We start from the raw sequence: 19,115 nt of genomic DNA on the forward strand, positions 1-19,115 counted from the left end.
CTTGAACAGGAAAATTCGCTCAACCACGGCGGAATATCGGTCCTGAGACTTTTTATCAAAATGGCCCTGTCGGAATGATGGTCACAGCCAATATGTTAAGGCCAATTGAGAGTTCTGACGAAAGGAAGCCGTGTTATGAAACGGCAAGATACGAAACTGTCGATCAACCTGAACAAGGTTGCGCTGCTGCGTAATCAGCGGCATGTCGGCTATCCCGATCCCGTTCTGGCGGGACGGACGGTACTGGAAGCGGGCGCCCATGGCCTGACGGTGCATCCGCGCCCCGACGAACGCCACATCCGCAAGACGGACGTCACAGCCCTGGCCGCCCTGGCGCGGGAAGACCGCTGGAAGGCCAAAGGCGTCGAATTCAATATCGAAGGCAATCCGTTCGACGACTATCTGTCGATCGTCGACCGGACGCGTCCAGATCAGGCGACCCTCGTCCCGGATTCGCCGGATGCCGCGACCTCCGACAATGGCTGGGACGTTTTTGCCGAAGAAGGTCGCCTGCGCCAGGTGATCGCCACACTGAAAGGCCTGGGCTGCCGGGTATCGCTGTTCATGAACGCGACGGACGACCCGGAACCGGCGATGCGCAAGGCCGCCAATCTGGGCGCCGACCGCGTCGAACTCTATACCGGTCCCTATGCGGATGCGTTTAGTACGCGCGATCGCGATGCCGTGCTGGCCCGGTATGTCAAAACGGCGGAAGCGGCCGTTGCCGCGGGCCTGCTGATCAATGCCGGGCACGACCTGACGACGGAAAATCTGCCCGCCCTGGTACGCGCCCTACCCCGCCTCGACGAGGTATCCATCGGTCACGCCTTTACGTCCGACGCGTTATGGATGGGGCTCGATGGCGCGGTTAAGGCGTATCTGGACGCCTTGCGTCCGGCGGCAGGCGCGAGTAGCGAGGCGGCCTGACCGGCTCATTCACCTATTCGACCGCCCGTAGCGCCCCGATGTGGAGCCGAAAGAAGGTCGTCCGCCGAATACTGGTCGAGTTTTAGGCAAGAGCCGGACGCGTTTTGGGAAACCGCCGAACCAGGATCACGGCAAAGACGAAAGCGCCCGCCAACACCGCGAAGCCGATCAGGAAGGGCGATTCCGTGCCGAACGCCGTGAAGGCCGCCGCGCCCCAGGCAGGGCCCAGCACACGCGCCAGCGACTGGGCGCTTTGCGCATTGCCCAGGGTTCCCCCCTTCATCGAGGGAGGCGCGACCTGACTTAACAGGCTCTGCATGGCCGGGCCATGCAATCCCATGCCCAGCGCCAATAGGCCCATCGGCACCAGGATCCAGATCGGCGCGTCGACCATCAGCAGCGTCAACATGGTCAGGGCCAGGGTTCCGACCGCCAGCCCCACCGTCTTCGCCTCACCCAGTTTCGGCACAAGACGCCGGACGATCCCGCCCTGAACGATCACCGACACGATTCCGGAATAGGCCAGGAACATGCCGACCTCCCGCGCGCCGAGTCCGAAACGGCTGGCCGCCCAGATCGCGAAGACGCCTTCCATCGCGGTGAAGACGATATGCACCGTGAAATGCAGCACCAACAGGCGCGAAATATCGGGGTGGGTCAGCACACTGGTCGCGAACCGCACGGTCGCGTCCTGAACATGGCGCTGCGGTTCCTTAACCCAGATCAGGGTCAACAGGACGCAGATCACCGCGCATCCCGCCGCCGCATAGGCGGGCAGCGCGAAATTCTCCGACCCGTGTCCGACGGCCCAGGCCCCCAAGGCCGGACCGATGGTGAAACCGATGCCGAAGCTCGCGCCCAGGAAGCCCATGCCCTTCGCGCGATCCTGTTCCGACGTCACGTCGGCGATGAACGCGGCGGAGGTCGCGAACCATCCCGCCGCCAAACCGGCCAGGACGCGGCTACCGTACAACGCCACCAAGGTATCGACATTCGCCAACCACAGATAGGACAGCATCGTCAACCCGGCGGAGGCGAGCAGAACCGGCTTGCGCCCGATCCGGTCAGACAGCCAGCCCCAGATGGGCGTGCTGATCACGGCGGCGGCGGAAAAGGCGGAAAAAATATAGGGGGCATGCCCCTTCTCTCCGCCCAGGGCCTCCACCTGAAACGGCAATACGGGCACGATCATGCCCAGACCGACGATGCTGAAGATCGTTGCCAGAATAAGGGGCAGAAGCGGGCGGGATGACGTCATGTGCGATAGGCCGTGCAGGATAGAAACGGAAAAACTGGCCGGGACTATACCGATTTTGCCGGAAGCCGCACGCCCTAAGGCCGGGCAGACCTATCGGCGGCCGAACAGCTTCTCGATATCCGCCAGTTTCAATTCGACATAGGTCGGGCGACCGTGATTGCACTGACCGGAATGCGGTGTCGCTTCCATCTGGCGCAACAGGGCATTCATTTCATCCGTGTTCAACCGCCGCCCGGCACGGACCGACCCGTGGCAGGCCATGGTGCCGCACACCTCCTCCAATTTTTCCTTCAAGGAGAAAGCGCCGCCCAGATCCTCCAACTCGTCCGCCAAATCGCGGATCAGGCCCGGCGCATCGACCTTGCCCAGCAGCGCGGGCGTTTCACGCACCGCGACCGCGCCGGGGCCGAAACTTTCGATCACCAGCCCCAATTGCGCCAGTTCTTCCGCCCGCTCCAGCACACGGTCCGCAGCCCGTTCGTCCAATTCCACGATTTCCGGGATCAACAGCCCCTGACGCGGCACGCCGCCCGCATCCATCGCCTGTTTCATCCGTTCGTAGACGAGGCGTTCATGCGCCGCATGCTGATCGACGATAACGATCCCGGTATCGGTCTGGGCGACGATATAGGTCGCATGCAACTGCGCCCGCGCCGCGCCCAACGGATAGGACGGCGCGTCCGACACTTCGCCGGTTTCGGGATCGACGGTCTCCCCCATCCCGGACGGTGCGGCGGGTTCAAATCCCCCCGTCAGCGTATGCGGGGCTTGAAAATCGTAGGCGGCGGCGGACAGGCCCGGCGATGGCCGCGATATCGGCGGATAGGATGGACGATACGCATAGCCGCCGGTGAAGCTTGTCTGCTGCGGCAGGCTGTTCGCCCCTTCCGGCTGAAACGATCCCAGTGCCTGCATGGATACGGTGGTCGACGCACGATGTCCCGCCCCGGCCAGTGCGTGTTTGAGCGCGCTGACGATCAGGCCGCGCACCATGCCCGGTTCTCGGAAGCGCACCTCCGTCTTCGCCGGGTGCACATTGACGTCGACCGCACGCGGTTCGCATTCCAGGAACAGCGCCAGAAGCGGGTGCCGATCCCTGGCCAGAAAATCCTGATAGGCAGCCCGAACGGCACCGATCAACTGCTTGTCGCGGACCGGACGGCCATTCACGAACAGGAATTGCATCGCCGCGTTGCCCCGGTTCAGCGTCGGCACCCCGGCATAACCGGTGAGGCGAAACCCTTCCCGTTCAGCATCGATGGGCAACGCGTTTTCCCGGAATTCCCGCCCCATGATCGCGCCCAGACGGGCAAGGCGCAGGTCCAGCAGTTCGCCCTGATCGGCGGACAACTTGAGTTTTTCCCGGCCGTCGTCCGTCAGCGAAAAGCCGATATCCGGATGCGCCATGGCCAGCCGCGTGACGACATCCTGCACCGCGCCGCTTTCCGACCGCGCGCTGCGCAGGAATTTCAGGCGCGCCGGGGTGCTGTAAAACAGGTCGCGCACTTCCACCACAGTGCCTTGCGCCCCGGCGGCGGGTTTCGGATCGACGATGCGCCCACCTTCGATTTCGATGCGCCAGGCTTCTTCCGCGTCGCGCGGGCGGCTGGTGATCGCCATCCGGCTGACCGACCCGATGGACGGCAAGGCCTCCCCCCGGAAGCCCAGCGTCGTGATATGGAACAGGTCCTCGTCCGGCAGCTTGGACGTCGCGTGCCGTTCGACGGCCAACCGCAAATCGTCCGGCGTCATGCCGCGTCCGTTGTCGGCGATGGATATCAACGCCCGCCCGCCGTCACGGATTGTCACATCGACGCGGGTCGCCCCGGCATCCAGGGCGTTTTCAACCAATTCCTTGACCGCGCTGGCCGGTCGTTCAACGACCTCCCCCGCCGCGATTTGGTTTACCAAAGTTTCCGGCAACCGCCGGATATGCGCCGTCCTGGGGTCCGCTTGCGTTTCCCGCAAGTTCATGCCGGGTCTCCGCTATCCGCAAGATATTTGCGGATCAGGACCTTGCCTTCCTCAACGGCGGGTTGGTCGAAGGGATCGACCCCCATCAAATGCGCGGCGATCACGGTTTCCAGCATGAAATGCATCATCAGCGCGCCCATGGCGCTTTCGTCGATGCGGGTCATGTCGATTCGCCGCACCGGACGGCCGCGCCGCGCCAGCGTTTCCGCCGTCGCCCGGCGGGATGCCGCCATCAAATCACCCATGCTGCGGCCCGCCATATAGGCCAACCGCGGATCGTCGGCCAGGGCCGGATCGATGGGCAAGCCGTCCGTGTCGTTCGGGCCGCCCAGGACGGTAAACATCTTGTCCGCCGGACCGTCGAGCCATAGCTGAAGCTGGCTGTGCTGATCGACCGGGCCGGTGGCATAGACCGGGGTCGTACCCTGCCCGCCCTTGCCCAGGCTTTCGGCCCAGAGCTGACGATACCAACGCGCCAGGGAGCCGAGCCGGTCCGAATAAGCCAGCATGACAGACGCGCTGACCCCTCTTTTTTCAGTCAGCCCCACGGAAATCGCCGCGCCGACCGCCGCCGGACAGCGCGACGGATCGTCGATGGAGGCGAAGGCATGGTCCAGGACGCGGGACGCTCCCTTCCGCGTATCCGCCGCATCCAACCCGGCGATCATGGTCGGCAGCATCCCGACGACGCTCAACACCGAATAGCGGCCCCCGACCTTCGGGTCGTGATCCAGGACCGGCAGGCCGTAACGCGCGCCCAGACGACGCAGGGGATTGTCCCCCGGTTCCGTAATCAAGGTGATGTGCCGCGCCAGTTCATCCGGCGTCAACCGTTCCAGCACGACCGGCAGCAACGTCAGAAACTGCATCATGGTTTCCGTGGTACCGCCGGATTTGGAGATCACGACAATCCCGGTCGTTCGGTAATCCAAACGCCGGATCAAGCGGTCCCAGACAAAGGGGTCCACGTTGGTGATGATGTGCAGCTTGGGCGCGCCACGGACCTTGTCTTCGTCCTTATCCGCCATTTCGTAAAGCGCGCGTGAGCCCAGGGACGAGCCCCCGGTCCCCAGGATCAACACATCGTCGAAGCGGGATTGAAAATGGCGGGCGATGGGTTCCAGCATTTCCAGATCCTGCCGATCTTCCGGCAGGTTCAAAAACGGCATGGCCCCGGCATCGTAGGCCTTTTTAAGATCCGTCAGCGCGCCGCCGCTGCGCTGAACCAGATCGGACAGATAATCGTCGTCCAATCCGCCGCTGCCGATACGCACGGCGCGGCAATCCTCGACATTCTGGGTATAGCCGAGGGTTGCGGATAGGGTCGGGTCGGTGTCGAAACGGTCGGGGCCGGAAGCTGTTTGCATGCCGTGTTCTTACCGAAGCACTGTGCTACAGTCCATCCCGCATCCAGTTTGATTGGCAACTCGTTGAGACTCTTGATGACCCGACGTTTCCTCGCCGCGTTCTTGTTCCTCACCGCCATATTGGTTTCACCGTTCGATTCGGCCTTCGCCCAATCCAACGCATCAGAGTCGACCGCCCTGCCGGCAAATGTCGATGCGCAGATGCAGGAATGGAACAACGATCTGAATGTGCTGGAAACGATGATCCGAAACCCGGATCTATCGAACGATATCGCGGATTCCCTGAAACGAACGCTGTCGCGGATCATTAGCAGCGCCACACAACTCAAGAACACGGCCGAATCCGAACGGTCGGTTATCCAGTCCAGCCTCGAAGCCCTGGGTCCGCCGCCGGAAGGAGAAAACGCAACGCCGGAACCGGAACCGGTCGCGGCGGAACGCACCCGTCTGAACGACGCCTTGGCCGAACGGCGCGCGGAGTCCTCATTGGCCGACCTGACAATCGCCCGCGCGACTTCGCTGGAAGCCCGGATTGGGGAAACCCAGCGCACGCAGCTCGCCGAACGCCTGATGGCGCAGGGCGACTTACCCTACGACCCGGATGTCATTGCCGAAGTCCCACGGGGGATCGGTCTATACTTGGCGCGTCTCGGTCTGCTGGCCGCCGAATGGTGGAAGGGTATCCCGGAACATGGACGCGGGTTCGCCGGCCTGTTCCAATCCGGTGTCATCATTCTGATCGGCCTGGCGGTCGGCTGGTGGTTGCGAACGGTTTTACTCAAACGCCTGGGACCGCAACCCGTTACGGAACAACCGCCCTATATCCGCCGTCTGATCGCCGCGATTGCCGACGGGGTCGCGAAAGGCATCCTGCCATCCGTGGTATTGGTCGTGATCATCATCCGAACAAAGGCGGATTCGACGATCCTGTACGGCGACTTCGGCGCGGTAATCGGTCTCGCCGCGGTTTTCCTGATGGTGTTCGTCTTGGTAACCGCCCTGCCCCATGCGGTTCTGTCCCCGGATGACGACAAATGGCGGCTAACCTCCATTTCCCAGAGCCGGGGACGGCGGATCATGAATCTGGTCTCGCCGCTGGCGCTGCTGTTCTGCATCGACGCTTTCGTGTCCCGAACCGCGGAGGACGTTCCCGCCTTTCACGATGTCCTGACACCCGGCTTCCTGTCCTTTTGGACATTCGCCTTCAACTTGGCCCAGGGCGGTTTCGCGCTCGCCCTGATGCGGCCGTCGCTTTGGATCGACCCGCCTGCAACGGATGTGGCGGCGGCGGACGACGGCAGCACGCCGACAGATGGCGGCGGCGTGCCGAAACCGTTTTGGAAGGCAGTGCATACGCTGCTGATCGTGTTGACCGTCATCGGCACGGTCGCACCGGCCTTGGGCTATATCAACCTTGGGAACTATTTGCTGAACAACCTGCTGGGATCGGCGGTTCTGGCGTCGATCCTGTTCATTCTACGCGGCCTGTTCCGTGATCTTATCGGCATGGCGGTCAGTAGTGTGTTTATCCGCGAGCAACTCGCCCTGCAGCACAAGACCCGCAGCCGTATCAAGTTCATGGCGCGGTTTGTGATGGATATTGCCCTGATCGCCATCGGGGTCAGCCTCGTCGCGCCCAGTTGGGGCATTTCCGAAACCGACCTATTGCGTGCGGTAAGAACGGTTTTCGGTGGATTGAAGGTCGGCAGCGTGACGATCTCCCCAACCGACATTCTGTTGTCGATCCTCGTCTTCACGGTAGCGCTGGCCCTGATCCGCGCGTTGAAGCGCAACCTCGCGGAAAAGATCCTGCCGGAAACGGAAATCGAAGAAGGTCTGCGCCATTCGATCACGGCGGGCATCGGCTATATCGGCTTCGTCGTCGCCGCCGGTCTGGCGGTCGCTGTCGCCGGAGTGGATCTGACCAATATCGCCCTGATCGCCGGGGCCCTGTCGGTCGGGATCGGTTTCGGCCTTCAGAACATCGTGAACAACTTCGTATCCGGTCTGATCCTGCTGATCGAACGGCCGATCAAGGTCGGCGATTGGGTCGTCGTCGGATCGAACGAAGGCATGGTGAAACAAATCAATATGCGCGCCACGGAAATCGAAACCTGGCAGCGCGCCAGCGTGATCGTGCCTAATGCGGACCTGTTGTCCCAATCGTTGAAGAACTGGACCCACAAGGACAAGATGGGCCGGGTCGATATCAGCGTCGGCGTCGCCTATGACAGCGATATCGACAAGGTCTGCGCGGTCATGCTGGACATCGCGAAGGCCCACCCTAGGGCGCGGCGGTTCCCGGAACCCTTCGTCCTGGTAACGAATTTCGGGGACAGCCAGATCGATGTCGAGGTTCGGATGTTCACCAGCGACATCCTCTATGTCGCGATTATCGGCAGCGAAATCCGCCGGGAAATCCTGCGGCGCTTCCATCAGGAAGGCATTTCCATCCCCTTCCCGCAGCGCGTGCTTCACTTCACACGGGAAGAGGCGCCGGTTGTCGAAACGGCGCCGGCATCCGAACTGGACATGTCGGGAAAAGAGTCAACCGACGGCAAGAACGCCTAGGCCAGCATCATCTCGAAACGCGATTGAACCTGAAGCGCCTTGTTGTGGTGCAGGATGCCGAAATCCTGCACAAACGCCTTGTCGTTCCGCACAAATAGACCGCTGAGTAGCCGATCCGGCTTGCGACCCAACCCGATCGGCAAGGTCAGACGCTGATAGGTGAAAGTACCCCGGTCCCGGGAGGCATAGACGACACGGCTGAGCCATGGGCGGGCGTTTTCCAGAACACGACCATAGGACCGACGGGCATTTTCCAGATCGGCGCCGTCCAGTATCTGTTCCAGGGACTTTCCGGTCGGGTCGACGCCGAAAACTTCGCGCATGCGCGTACCGGCCAGCCGGAACCGGTAGCCCCCGTTCGAGTCGGCCTCGACCAGGAGCAGATTGGGCAACAAATCCGCGGGCATGTCGACGGCATCGACGCTTTTGCTGGATGGAAACGGCCGCGCCCCGCGCTTCTCGTTCCAATAATCGAAAAGTTCCAGCGCCGGGGAGCCTTCAAGCTCCGCCCGGAACGCCGGAAGCGGTCGCCGGACCGTTTTCCCGAATAACCAGCGCCAATCCACCGCGCGCCCTCGCCCTTTACTTAACCTTACGCAGCAGAAATTCGCGCCCGACTTTTACGCGCGGCTGACCGTCATATTCGACAATATCGGCGGTGGCATAGGTTTCCGCCCAACGGTCGGGCAGATAACTGCCGGTGCCGATGACGTCGATCGGGGCGTCGGCCAATGCCATAACCTTGCATTTTTCCGGGCCGAAACCGGACGACGCGACGATCTTCACATCCGGATACCCTGCCCGATCAAGGGCTTCGCGCATATGCCAAACGGCGGCGGCGGACACACCGGGACCGATCAGGTGACGCAATTCGCCTTCATTCCGGTAACCACGGATGGAGCGCGGGGCGTTCCGATCCAAGACGGCATAGGATTCCGCCGGGCCCAGCCCTTCGCAGAACCGCCCGCCCATCGTATCGAGGCGCACGCCGATCTGGCCCGCCTTGGCCAAGTCCGGGAAGCGATCGCAGACGGCCAAGGCGTCGGACACTTCCCGGCCGAAATAATCGACAAGCACGATCAGCATCTTGTCTGGATGGGTTTCCCGGAACATCTCCGCCGCGCGTACCGTCGACCCGGCATAACCGATCAAGGCATGCGGCATGGTTCCCATTCCCGCCGCCTGACCGAAATAATGGGCGGTCGCATCCGTGGCGTTGCCGATGAAGCCGACGGCGCCCGATTTGCGCTTTGCCCGGTCCGACCCGACGGAGGCCGCATAGGCCATGATTTCCGCCATTTCGGTCCCCGCGCAGTGCCGGGCATCCATCGCCAGGAAAGACGTCTTCGGCAATTCCTGACACATGGTAAACGCGTTATAGGCGGCGACGCAGGCTGGCCCGACCTTTTGCAGCAACAGCGTTTCCAGATCGCACAACACGGCGAACGACCCGGTGATATAGAAGATCGGTTCCCCGGCGCCCACCCAACGGCCTTCCTCGTAGCGGAGGTCGATATCGACGGTTTCCCCACGCAGGGCGACCGCTTCCTTCAACCAATCCAGCGCCTGACGCGTCGCGGAAACGACCGGACGGCGCATGAACACCGCATAGGTAACCCTGGAATCGCCGAATTTCTCGACGATTTCGCGGGTTCTGTTGAAATACGCGTCCGTCCATCGGCGGACATAGGCATCCAACTCTTTGCGATCGGTCATTCCGACGCAGTCCTCCCCGTGAGAGTGCCTGGATTGAGAATCCCTTGAGTGAGTGGCTCTGAACCCGCCAAACGAACCGGCGGCGGAGGGTTACTCCGCCGCTTGCGACGGCCGCAGCTTTCCGACGCGTCCCGCTTTCAGTTCTTCCGCGATCAGGAAGGCGAGTTCCAGAGACTGGGCCCCGTTCAGACGCGGATCGCAATGCGTGTGATAGCGCGCCGACAGGTCCGAATCCGAAATCGCCTGAGCCCCGCCGAGACATTCGGTGACGTCCTTGCCGGTCATTTCGAAATGCACGCCGCCCGCATGGGTGCCCTCGGCCTCATGGACTTCGAAGAATTGCCGAACCTCGCTCAGGATACGGTCGAACGGACGCGTCTTGAAGCCGCTGGGCGCCTTGATGACGTTGCCGTGCATCGGGTCGCAGGACCACACGACCTTGCGGCCTTCTTCCTTCACGCGGCGGACCAGCGCGGGCAGATGATCGTGCACCTTATCGCTGCCCATACGCGCGATCAGGGTCAGGCGACCGGCCTCGTTCTTCGGGTTCAGGATATCGATCAGTCGGATCAACTCGTCCGGGTCCGTCGACGGGCCGCATTTCATACCGATCGGGTTTTCCACCCCACGGCAGAATTCGATATGCGCGCCGTCCGGCTGACGCGTCCGGTCGCCGATCCAGATCATATGGGCGGAACAATCGTACCAGCCACCGGTGATGCTGTCGCGGCGGGTCAATGCCTCTTCATACCACAACAGCAGGCCTTCATGACTGGTGTAGAAATCCGTTTCCGCGATCTGCGGCACCCGGTCGGAGGTCAGGCCGCAGGCGGCCATGAAGCTCAGCGTCTCGTCCAGTCGGTCGGCCAGCGCTTGATAGCGTTCGCCCTGTGCGCTGTCCGCAACGAAATCCAGGTTCCACTGATGCACCTGATGCAGGTCCGCGAAACCGCCCTGCGCGAAGGCGCGCAGCAGGTTCAGCGAGGACGCCGCCTGATGATAGGCCTTCAGCATGCGCGTCGGGTCCGGCGTGCGATCGGCGGCCGTGAAGTCGATACCGTTGACGATGTCGCCACGGTAGCTGGGCAGTTCGACATCGCCCTGCTTTTCCGTATCGGCGGATCGCGGCTTCGCGAACTGACCGGCCATGCGACCGACCTTCACCACCGGACAGGCCGCGCCGAAGGTCAGGACGACCGCCATCTGCAGCAGCACCTTGAACGTGTCGCGGATGTTGTTCGCGGAAAATTCAGCGAAGCTTTCCGCGCAATCGCCACCCTGAAGCAGGAAGGCGCGACCTTCCGCGACTTCACCGAGCGCAGCCTTCAGCTTTCGCGCTTCCCCTGCAAATACCAACGGCGGATTGGCGGCGAGTTCCGCCTCGACCGCGTGCAGCCCATCCTGATCCGGATAGGTGGGGACCTGCAAAATCGGCTTTCCGCGCCAGGAATTCGGGGACCAGCTGCCTTGTACCATCGTTTCCACTCCATTCATCCTATCCGGCCCCTATGCCAGGGTGGGCCGGACTCACCGCTTGTTTTACGCGCTCGGGCCGGGGTTTTCCACAGGATATTCCTGGAATTTCGGATATTCTCGAAAATGCCGGGCAATGCGATTTGCCTTCCTGGCGCAGACACGTCAATTTTGGTCCGGGACGAGGAAAGACAAGGGAGAAGCAGTTCATGACCACGGAAAATCCGACCCGGCGCACGATCTTGGCGACCGCTGCCGCTGCGGGCCTTCTCGGCCTTGCCGCCTGCTCTCCGGTAACGCTCGTCCAGCGCGCGGTGGAAGATCGCAGCGCGGAGGATATCGCCGAAGACAACCGCATCGTCATCGGTGTCAACAAATTGATGGCAAAATACAAAACCGCGTCCGTATCCACCGAAATCTACGAACAGCGCCTGTTGGTCTATGGGATCGTCGACGACAAAGCCGTTTATGACGGGTTCCGGTCGGAAATCGGCAACATTGCCGGCATCCGCAAACTGTATTGGCAGGTCAAACACATGACCGAGGCGCAACAGGAGGCCGAAGGCGACCGCATGATCGGCTTCGCGGAAGGCCTGAAGGTCAAGGCGGAGATCGAGGCCGACTGGCTGAATGCGGAAGGGGTGGAAAGCCTGAATTTCCGTGTCGCCGTCGATCCCTTGGGCGCCGCCTATGTCCTGGGCCGGGCGAAATCCGCGACGGAACGGGACCGCGCCATCGCCGTCGTTCGCAACACGCCGCGCGTCAGAAGCGTGGCGGACTATATTGTCGTTCGGTAACCAATTATTTGCCCGTTAAGAGGAACGAAACACCATGAAATACGTCGCCGCCGCCGCTTTGCTTGCCAGCAGCCTTCTCCTCACCGCCTGCGAACCGGAAGTCGGGTCGGAGGAATGGTGCCAGGACATCAAGGAAAGAGGCGTGGAAAACGTGACCGCCAAAGAGGCGGCCGACTTCACCAAAAACTGCGTCTTCTAATTCGTCAATCGGCGGCAAGCGGCGTGGCATCCTCTGGGATCAAATCCCAGGGAACGTCGACCGGCTTGCCGACCTGACCGGCGAGATCGCGTAGGGCGTTCTGCAAGGCTTCCTCCACCACCGGGTGGTAGAACGGCATGGACAGCGTGTCATAAACCGTCGTCCCGGCCTGGACCGCCCAGGCCATCAGATGCCCCAGATGTTCCGCATGAACGCCGATCAGACTCGCCCCCAATAGGCGACCGTCCGTTTTCCGTCCGTAGACCCGCAACACACCGCCCGTCTGGCCCAGGACCGTCGCCCGGCCATTGGCTGTCATCGCGGCGGTGCCGACGACGGTATCCGGCGACGCGACGATGTCCGCGACAGGCCCGACCGTCGCGATATTCGGGTCGGAAAAGACGACGCCCAGCGGGACCTTACGCCGGAACCGCGTCGGAGCGTCGGCCCGCGCGACGTTCCAGCCCGCGATCCGACCTTCATCCGCGGCCTCGTGCAGGACCGCGCGGTCGCCGTTCACATCCCCCGCAAAGAAGATCGGCGTCTTGCCGATCCGCATAGTCGCCGGATCGTATTCCGGCATGCCGCGTTTGTCGGTTTCGATCCCCAGCGCGTCCAACCCCAACCCATCCAGATTGGGTCGCCGCCCCATGGCCGCGATCACCGCATCCACAATGACGGGACCGTTGGGCGTGTCCATGGCGATACCGTCGGCTGTGACCTGTGGATCGGCGGCAAGGCCCAGATGGATCGGGAAAGACTGGCGCAAGGCGGCCAAGGCGGCATCCCGCGCGACCGGATCGACAAGTCCCGCAATCGTTTCCTGAAGGTCGAAGCCCGTTACAGTGATCCCCCAGCGCGACAGCGCCTGTCCCAGTTCCAGCCCGATCGCGCCCAGACCGACGACCGCGATCCGATCCGGCAGAGTTTCCTGTTCGAACAGCATATCCGTATGCAGCAGGCGGTCGCCCAACCGTTCCACCCAGCTCGGCGGCAGAACCGGGCGGCTGCCCGTCGCGATGACGGCAGTGTCGAACCGATACCGCTCCCCGCCCGCTTCCAGGACAGTCGGTTCGACGAAGCGGCCGTGATGGCGGATCAAGCGGCCCGGCTCCATCGCATCGACCGTTCGGGCATTCGTCTTTTTCACGAATCCGTCGCGCAGGGCACGCACCCGGCGCAGAGCCGCCGCACGATCGAGCGTCAGCCCATCGCCGCCGGAAATGCCGTCTTCCCCGAAGGCATGACGGCCACGGTGCAGGTCTTCGCCGATTTGGATGGCGACCTTCGACGGCATGCAGCCGACCCGGGCGCAGGTGGTTCCCAGCGTACCACCGTCGAACATCAGGACATCCCGACCGGCCCGCCGCAATTGTGCCATAGCCTGAAACCCGGCGGTCCCGGCGCCCAGGATTACGACATCCGTTTTTTGCTCACCCATCACCCAATCCTCTGACAGCCGCACGATTTGCTCCCAATCATACAAGAGTACGGAAAGGGCGCGTTGTCATATATCAAGACTGGAATATATTGGCCGGGGAGTTGGCGTCAGGCGGCCTTGTCGGGAACCGGTTCGCGCATGGTGACGAATTCTTCCGCGCTGGTCGGGTGAATGCCGACCGTCGCATCGAAATCCGCCTTCGTCGCCCCCGCCTTGATGGCGACGCCGAAACCCTGGACGATTTCGCCCGCTTCCGGCCCGACCATGTGCAGGCCCAATACGCGATCCGATTCCGGATGCACGATCAGCTTCATGAAGCTGCGTTCCGACGCGCCGGACAGGGTGTGCTTCATCGCCCGGAATTCGGAACAATAGACCGTGACATCGCCATAAGCCGCACGGGCTTCCGATTCCGTCAGGCCGACCGTTCCGACGGGCGGCTGGCTGAAGACGGCGGTCGGAATGTCGCGATAATCCATCTTGCGCCCACCCTTGCCGTAGGTGTTGTGGGCGAAGACCATGCCTTCGGAAATCGCCACCGGGGTCAGGGCCACACGGTCGATCACATCGCCCAGCGCATAAATCGACGGGACGGAAGATTGGAAATCGTCATTCACCACGATGGCGCCGTTCTTGGCCAGCTCGACCCCGGCGTTTTCCAGGCCCAGACCGTCCGTCATCGGCGCACGGCCCGTCGCATAGAGAATGCAATCGGCCTCTTGGGTCGATCCGTCCTCAAGCGTCGCTTTCAGGCTGCCATCCGCGTTTTTGTCAACGCGGGCGATATTGGCATTGAAGCGCAGGTCGATCCCTTTCTTGCGGATTTCTTCCGCCAGGAAGGTCCGGATATCGTCGTCGAAACCGCGCAAGAAATGCGGCCCGCGATACAGTTGCGTCACCGCGCTGCCCAGCCCGTTCAGGATGCCCGCCAGTTCCACGGCGATATATCCGCCGCCGACCACGATCGTCCGTTTCGGCAAGTCGGGCAGATAGAAGAATTCGTTGGATGACGCGACATGTTCCTTGCCCGGAATATCGGGGATCGACGGCCACCCGCCGACCGCGACCAGAATACGTTCCGCCGTCACCGTCTTGCCGCCGACTTCGACTTCATGCGGGCCCTTGATCGTCGCGCGGGCTTCGTACAACTCCACCCCCGCATTCGACAGCAACGACCCGTAGATGCCGTTCAGCCGCGCGATTTCCTTGTTCTTGTTTTCGACTAGCGTCGCCCAGTCGAAGCTGGAGTCCCCGACCGTCCAGCCGAAACCGCGCGCTTCCTCAAAATCTTCATGATAATGCGAGGCATAGACCATCAGCTTTTTCGGCACGCAGCCGACATTGACGCAGGTCCCGCCCAGATAGCGTTCTTCCGCGACCGCGACTTTCGCACCCAACGAGGCCGACATGCGGCTGGCCCGAACGCCGCCCGAACCGGCCCCAATCACGAAAAGATCGTAGTCGTACTCGCCCATATCTCTCGACGCTCCTATATGTTAGACGGTCCATAGTATGGACCAGCAACCGGGCTCTGACATAGGGCCCCCCGATGCGAAGGGCAATAGGTGTCCCGCGATAAATTGGAATAGTTCTAATTTGCCGGAGATAAAAGCCAAAAATCCCGACCAGGCGGCGGAACAGCGCCGTTTCACCCGACTGCGCATGTGCGTGAATTTCCGGGCCGGGGATTTACTGCCGTCCTGTGGTGCGCGCGGGGCAAAGGAGCTCCAGCCCGTACTCACCGAAAAATTGGCGGCGCGCGGTGACTTCTTGTCCCTCGAACCCGTGCATTGCATGGGGAAATGCCATGCCGGACCGACCCTGAAACTGCTGCCCGGCGGCCCGTTCCTTCTCGGTGCGCAGGCGGCGGATGTCGACAGGCTGCTCGATCTGTTGGAGGCGGAGTCCTATGACGAGGCGGCGGCGGCCTTTCCCGATCCGGCGCGTGTCGGGGGCGAGTGACCCATGCCCCTCCCCCGCCGCACCGCCACAATCGTGATGCTGCTCCTGCTTTTCGGGACCCATGCGGCGCAGGCGCAGGAAATCTTCCGCTCGATCCCCGATACCGTGGCGCCGGAAGCCCATGGCGACGTGAAGACCCGCACCGGTGGGCATCGGGTGAATTTTCCGGTCGATCCGGCGACGCTGTCGCAGAAGCTTTCCGCCGTCCTGTCGGAGGCCTGCGCCAATCTGGAATTCAATCAACGCCGTAAGGATCGCTATTTTATTCCGGTCACCCCGCCGGGTCAGAAGCGGATGCGCTTCGGATATGCGCAAGGCAACGGCTTGAATCTCTACGATCCCAAAAATCTACGCGGACAGGATCAGGCCTATCTGTTCTATCTGGATGGGACATCGGAATGCCGCGTTTATGTCTATGCCATGCCCTAATGCAGCATCGCTATAGGCATCGCGATAATTCTGCCGCGACCGGGAGGCACATGATAAGCTGACCGGACCATGGCAATCCGGCTTCGACATATCGCCTTCGCGGTCGTCATTGCGGCGGCATCGATCCTGCCGCATCCCACCCACGCGCAATTCTGGGGCGGCGATGACGACGGCCCCGCCCCCTACGGCACGGGACGCGAGGGCAAATGCGGATCCGTCGATCTGGTCATCGCTCTGGACACAACGAATTCCATGGCCGCCGCGATCCGCGACATGAAGCGGGAGGCTGTGCGCCTGATCGACCTCGTCAAATTCGTTTCCGCCGGCGACTATCGTCTGGGGCTGATCAGCTTCAAGGACCGGGTGACCGTCGAAATGGATTTGGGCGCGGTAGCCGATCCTGAGGAAGCGCGGCAGGAAACCGTTTGGGCCATCCGCCGGATGAAGGCGGAAGGTGGCGAGGGCGGCCCCGAAGCAAGCGACGAGGCTTTAAGAACGGCCATTCTGGGTCTACCCGCGCAAGGTCGCGATCAGGACGGGGATTTCACGGCCCAGTGGCGGGCGCACAGCCGTCTGCTGGTTCTGATCACCGACAACCTACCCGGCGGATTCGACGACGCGTTCAAGGAAGGGGTGGACGATGTGAACGCCCGCGCCGTGACGACGGAAGCCCTGTCGCGGGATATCCGGATATCGTCTGTCTTCATCCCGGCATCGGGTTTCCAAATGGCACCCGACCCGCGCGTCGAAGGGATCATGCGCAGCTACCCGCAATTGACCGGCGGCGTTTTTGCCGTCACCTCGGAATCCGGGCGCGGGGCGGCGGAAGCGATCGCCAAGATCGTCGATCAATGCGGCATGCGCCCGCTGTCGTGATCCGACCTTTCAAGCCAGTAATTCAGCCAAACAAAAACCCCGCCGAACCATGCGATCCGGCGGGGCTGCCTGTCTTGCAAACGGGCAAATTCTGTTACGCGGCAACCTTCAGTTCGACGATTTCGGCGCCGAACAAGGCCTCGAAGGCGTCGGCGTCGTAATGCTTCAGACATTCAGCGGCGAAGGCTGCCGGGGTGAAGCCGAATTGATGCGCCAGCGTCTTGTAGAAGGAAGACGGAACCGGGCGGCGGCCCGCTTCGACGTCGGCAACCCAGGCGGCGGACGGCAGACCGGCCTGTTCGGCCAATTCGGCCGTCGTCACTTCCAGGCCAAGGCGCAGTTCGGCCATACGGCGGCCGCCGTCGGCCCAGGGGCCGGTCATCAGGGTACGGGTCGGTTTGTTAACGGTATCGGTCATCGTGTCGGTTCCTATTCGTCGCGTTCGTGGCGCGCCCCGGTTTCAGGACCGCGCAATCGATTTTCGTTGTGTTGCCATGGCGAAACAGTGACACGGGATTTCCGAAAAATTGGTTAACGGCATCCCCGGGCGCTCTTTTTATCGGAGCGTCACTTCGGAATGCCGTGATCGGAAAACCGCGTCGGCCGTCTCAAGCCCGGCGCTGAGCGACACATTATTGCAACGAGTCGGAAATCGAACTGCAAAGATCGAAGGATAGCTATGCGTCAGACGCATGGCGCACTGTCAATCCATGTCGAGAGGCGCCACCACGACGACCGTATCCCGACCGGGCACGACGGCCAGCAGTTCGGCAATCGTCGCGTCCAGACCCGGCCCCACGAAATCAGGGGCGATATCGCCCAAGGGGGCGAGGACAAAAGCCCGCTCCGCCAACCGGGGATGCGGGATCGTCAACCGGCCATGGTCGACGGTGGCATCGCCATAGAAAAGGATATCCAGATCAATGGCACGCGGCCCGTTGACGACGGACGGAACCCGACCGATTTCGGTTTCCAGCGTCTTCAACCGATCCAACAGGTCCATGGGGGATAGGTCCGTTTCGGCCTCCACCGCCATGTTCAGGAAGGCCGGTTGATCGGCGACATACATCGGCGCGGTTTCGTACAGGCGCGACAGCCGCTTGACCGGCGCGAAATCCGGCAACGCCCGCAATGCGGCGATCAGGTTGGCCCGACGGTCCCCCAGATTGCCGCCCAGGGCCAGGTAAACGCGTTCCGTCATTTCGTCGCCTCTTCCTTCGCATTGCCAGCGGCATACCGCCGCCGCGCGGCCGCGCCGCTGGACAGAACCGCTTCCGTCATGCGGACCACTTTGGTGTTTTCCGCCACGTCATGCACCCGCACCCCCAAGGCACCGCGTTGCACGGCCAAGGCGGTCGTCGCCAGGGTCGTTTCCAGACGGTCGTCGGCAGGCAGGTTCAGAACCTTCCCCATGAAGCTTTTCCGGCTGGCCGCGAGCAGAACCGGATAGCCGAGCGCCCGCAGCACGTCGATGGCGTCGATCAGAACCATGTTCTGATCCGGTGTCTTGCCGAAGCCGACACCGGGGTCCAGCACGATCCGGCTTGCATCGATCCCACTGGATATCGCCTGCGCCGCAATCGCGCGCATTTCGTCCAGGAATCTCCCCAGGAAATCGTCGCCGTAATCCGGCGCGACATAACTGCCGCCCAGACGCCGGTCGATTTCCGCATGGCCCGGTTTGCTGCGGTTATGCATCAGGATGACAGGACAATCGCGTTTCGCCAGCATCGGTCCCATATCCGGGTCGGCGCGCAGGGCCCAGACATCGTTCGCGATATCCGCGCCCGCATCCAGGGCCGCCGCCATGACCCGCGCCTTGTAGGTGTCGACCGACAACGCGATATCCGGCAGGGCGGCACGGATCGCCGCCACGACCGGCACGACACGGGCCAATTCGTCGGCCTCCGAAACAGGTTCCGCGCCGGGTCGGGTACTTTCCCCGCCAATGTCCAAAATATCGGCCCCGGCGGCCACCATCGCCCTCGCCTGATCGACCGCGGCCTGCGGAATGTCGCTTTCGCGGCCTAGTCCGTCGCCGGAGAAGGAGTCCGGCGTGACATTCACGATACCCATAACCAAGCACCGGGACGGCGGGGCCGTGAGAATGTTTCTGGGCATGGAG

Annotated in this window: 18 protein-coding genes; 7 read left to right on the top strand and 11 right to left on the bottom strand. The window is 62.5% G+C overall.

The window, feature by feature from the left end:
- The first annotated feature begins 135 nt into the window (after window positions 1-135).
- The gene (locus tag HH303_RS09045) at window positions 136-927 is read left to right on the top strand and encodes a pyridoxine 5'-phosphate synthase (protein WP_169624949.1); all 792 of its coding nucleotides are present in this window, start codon (window positions 136-138) and stop codon (window positions 925-927) included.
- A gap of 82 nt (window positions 928-1,009) precedes the next feature.
- On the opposite strand, the gene HH303_RS09050 is transcribed toward HH303_RS09045, so the two are convergent.
- Genes HH303_RS09050 through HH303_RS09060 form a run of 3 tightly spaced genes read right to left on the bottom strand, consistent with a single transcriptional unit; the run spans window position 1,010 to window position 5,526 of the window.
- On the bottom strand, window positions 1,010-2,239 hold the full coding sequence (locus HH303_RS09050; protein WP_319637365.1) for an MFS transporter: 1,230 nt from the start codon (window positions 2,237-2,239) through the stop codon (window positions 1,010-1,012).
- A 36-nt stretch (window positions 2,240-2,275) separates the two neighbouring features.
- On the bottom strand, window positions 2,276-4,159 hold the full coding sequence (gene mutL, locus HH303_RS09055) for a DNA mismatch repair endonuclease MutL (RefSeq protein WP_169624952.1): 1,884 nt from the start codon (window positions 4,157-4,159) through the stop codon (window positions 2,276-2,278).
- A complete protein-coding gene (locus HH303_RS09060; RefSeq protein WP_169624954.1) occupies window positions 4,156-5,526 on the bottom strand; it encodes a glucose-6-phosphate isomerase in 1,371 nt (456 codons plus the stop codon). The genes mutL and HH303_RS09060 overlap by 4 nt, the downstream gene beginning before the upstream one ends.
- A 75-nt stretch (window positions 5,527-5,601) precedes the next feature.
- On the opposite strand from HH303_RS09060, the gene HH303_RS09065 reads away from it, so the two are divergent.
- Window positions 5,602-8,097: a mechanosensitive ion channel family protein gene (locus HH303_RS09065; protein WP_169624956.1), complete on the top strand. Its 2,496-nt coding sequence runs from the start codon at window positions 5,602-5,604 to the stop codon at window positions 8,095-8,097.
- On the opposite strand, the gene HH303_RS09070 is transcribed toward HH303_RS09065, so the two are convergent.
- From HH303_RS09070 to HH303_RS09080, 3 genes are all read right to left on the bottom strand, one after another.
- Window positions 8,094-8,663 carry a PAS domain-containing protein gene (locus tag HH303_RS09070; RefSeq protein WP_169624958.1) on the bottom strand — a complete coding sequence of 190 codons (570 nt, stop codon included), beginning with the start codon at window positions 8,661-8,663 and terminating at the stop codon, window positions 8,094-8,096. The two genes, HH303_RS09065 and HH303_RS09070, sit on opposite strands and share 4 nt — an antisense overlap.
- Window positions 8,664-8,679: 16 nt before the next feature.
- The gene (locus tag HH303_RS09075; protein ID WP_169624960.1) at window positions 8,680-9,813 is read right to left on the bottom strand and encodes a beta/alpha barrel domain-containing protein; all 1,134 of its coding nucleotides are present in this window, start codon (window positions 9,811-9,813) and stop codon (window positions 8,680-8,682) included.
- Window positions 9,814-9,903: 90 nt separating this feature from the next.
- Window positions 9,904-11,289 (bottom strand): class II 3-deoxy-7-phosphoheptulonate synthase, encoded by a 1,386-nt coding sequence (locus HH303_RS09080; RefSeq protein WP_169625102.1) that lies wholly within the window; start codon window positions 11,287-11,289, stop codon window positions 9,904-9,906.
- A gap of 206 nt (window positions 11,290-11,495) precedes the next feature.
- On the opposite strand from HH303_RS09080, the gene HH303_RS09085 reads away from it, so the two are divergent.
- Window positions 11,496-12,083, top strand: a complete 588-nt coding sequence (locus HH303_RS09085) for a BON domain-containing protein (RefSeq protein WP_169624961.1) — start codon at window positions 11,496-11,498, stop codon at window positions 12,081-12,083.
- A 34-nt stretch (window positions 12,084-12,117) separates the two neighbouring features.
- Window positions 12,118-12,282, top strand: coding sequence for a DUF3012 domain-containing protein (locus tag HH303_RS09090; RefSeq protein WP_169624963.1), 165 nt, complete (start codon window positions 12,118-12,120; stop codon window positions 12,280-12,282).
- A 4-nt stretch (window positions 12,283-12,286) separates the two neighbouring features.
- On the opposite strand, the gene HH303_RS09095 is transcribed toward HH303_RS09090, so the two are convergent.
- Both HH303_RS09095 and gorA read right to left on the bottom strand, forming a co-directional pair.
- Window positions 12,287-13,723 carry a dihydrolipoyl dehydrogenase gene (locus HH303_RS09095; RefSeq protein WP_227421633.1) on the bottom strand — a complete coding sequence of 479 codons (1,437 nt, stop codon included), beginning with the start codon at window positions 13,721-13,723 and terminating at the stop codon, window positions 12,287-12,289.
- A gap of 107 nt (window positions 13,724-13,830) precedes the next feature.
- Window positions 13,831-15,198: a glutathione-disulfide reductase gene (gene gorA / locus HH303_RS09100; protein WP_169624965.1), complete on the bottom strand. Its 1,368-nt coding sequence runs from the start codon at window positions 15,196-15,198 to the stop codon at window positions 13,831-13,833.
- A 121-nt stretch (window positions 15,199-15,319) separates the two neighbouring features.
- Between gorA and HH303_RS09105 the strand changes: the two genes are divergently transcribed.
- From HH303_RS09105 to HH303_RS09115, 3 genes are all read left to right on the top strand, one after another.
- Entirely contained in the window at window positions 15,320-15,685 is a 366-nt protein-coding gene (locus HH303_RS09105; RefSeq protein WP_169624967.1) for a (2Fe-2S) ferredoxin domain-containing protein, read from the top strand.
- Window positions 15,686-15,688: 3 nt separating this feature from the next.
- The gene (locus tag HH303_RS09110) at window positions 15,689-16,114 is read left to right on the top strand and encodes a hypothetical protein (protein ID WP_169624968.1); all 426 of its coding nucleotides are present in this window, start codon (window positions 15,689-15,691) and stop codon (window positions 16,112-16,114) included.
- A gap of 69 nt (window positions 16,115-16,183) precedes the next feature.
- A complete protein-coding gene (locus HH303_RS09115; protein WP_169624969.1) occupies window positions 16,184-16,990 on the top strand; it encodes a vWA domain-containing protein in 807 nt (268 codons plus the stop codon).
- Window positions 16,991-17,084: 94 nt separating this feature from the next.
- On the opposite strand, the gene HH303_RS09120 is transcribed toward HH303_RS09115, so the two are convergent.
- The 3 genes from HH303_RS09120 to folP all read right to left on the bottom strand — a co-directional run bounded on the left by HH303_RS09120 (window position 17,085) and on the right by folP (window position 19,111).
- On the bottom strand, window positions 17,085-17,408 hold the full coding sequence (locus HH303_RS09120) for a helix-turn-helix domain-containing protein (protein WP_169624970.1): 324 nt from the start codon (window positions 17,406-17,408) through the stop codon (window positions 17,085-17,087).
- Between the two features lie 285 nt (window positions 17,409-17,693).
- Entirely contained in the window at window positions 17,694-18,191 is a 498-nt protein-coding gene (folK, locus tag HH303_RS09125; protein ID WP_169624971.1) for a 2-amino-4-hydroxy-6-hydroxymethyldihydropteridine diphosphokinase, read from the bottom strand.
- Window positions 18,188-19,111 carry a dihydropteroate synthase gene (gene folP, locus HH303_RS09130; RefSeq protein ID WP_169624973.1) on the bottom strand — a complete coding sequence of 308 codons (924 nt, stop codon included), beginning with the start codon at window positions 19,109-19,111 and terminating at the stop codon, window positions 18,188-18,190. Before folP ends, folK begins: the two co-directional genes overlap by 4 nt.
- Window positions 19,112-19,115 lie beyond the last annotated feature (4 nt).

Source organism: Pacificispira spongiicola (assembly GCF_012926505.1).
Classification (GTDB): Bacteria; Pseudomonadota; Alphaproteobacteria; order UBA8366; family Aestuariispiraceae; genus Pacificispira; species Pacificispira spongiicola.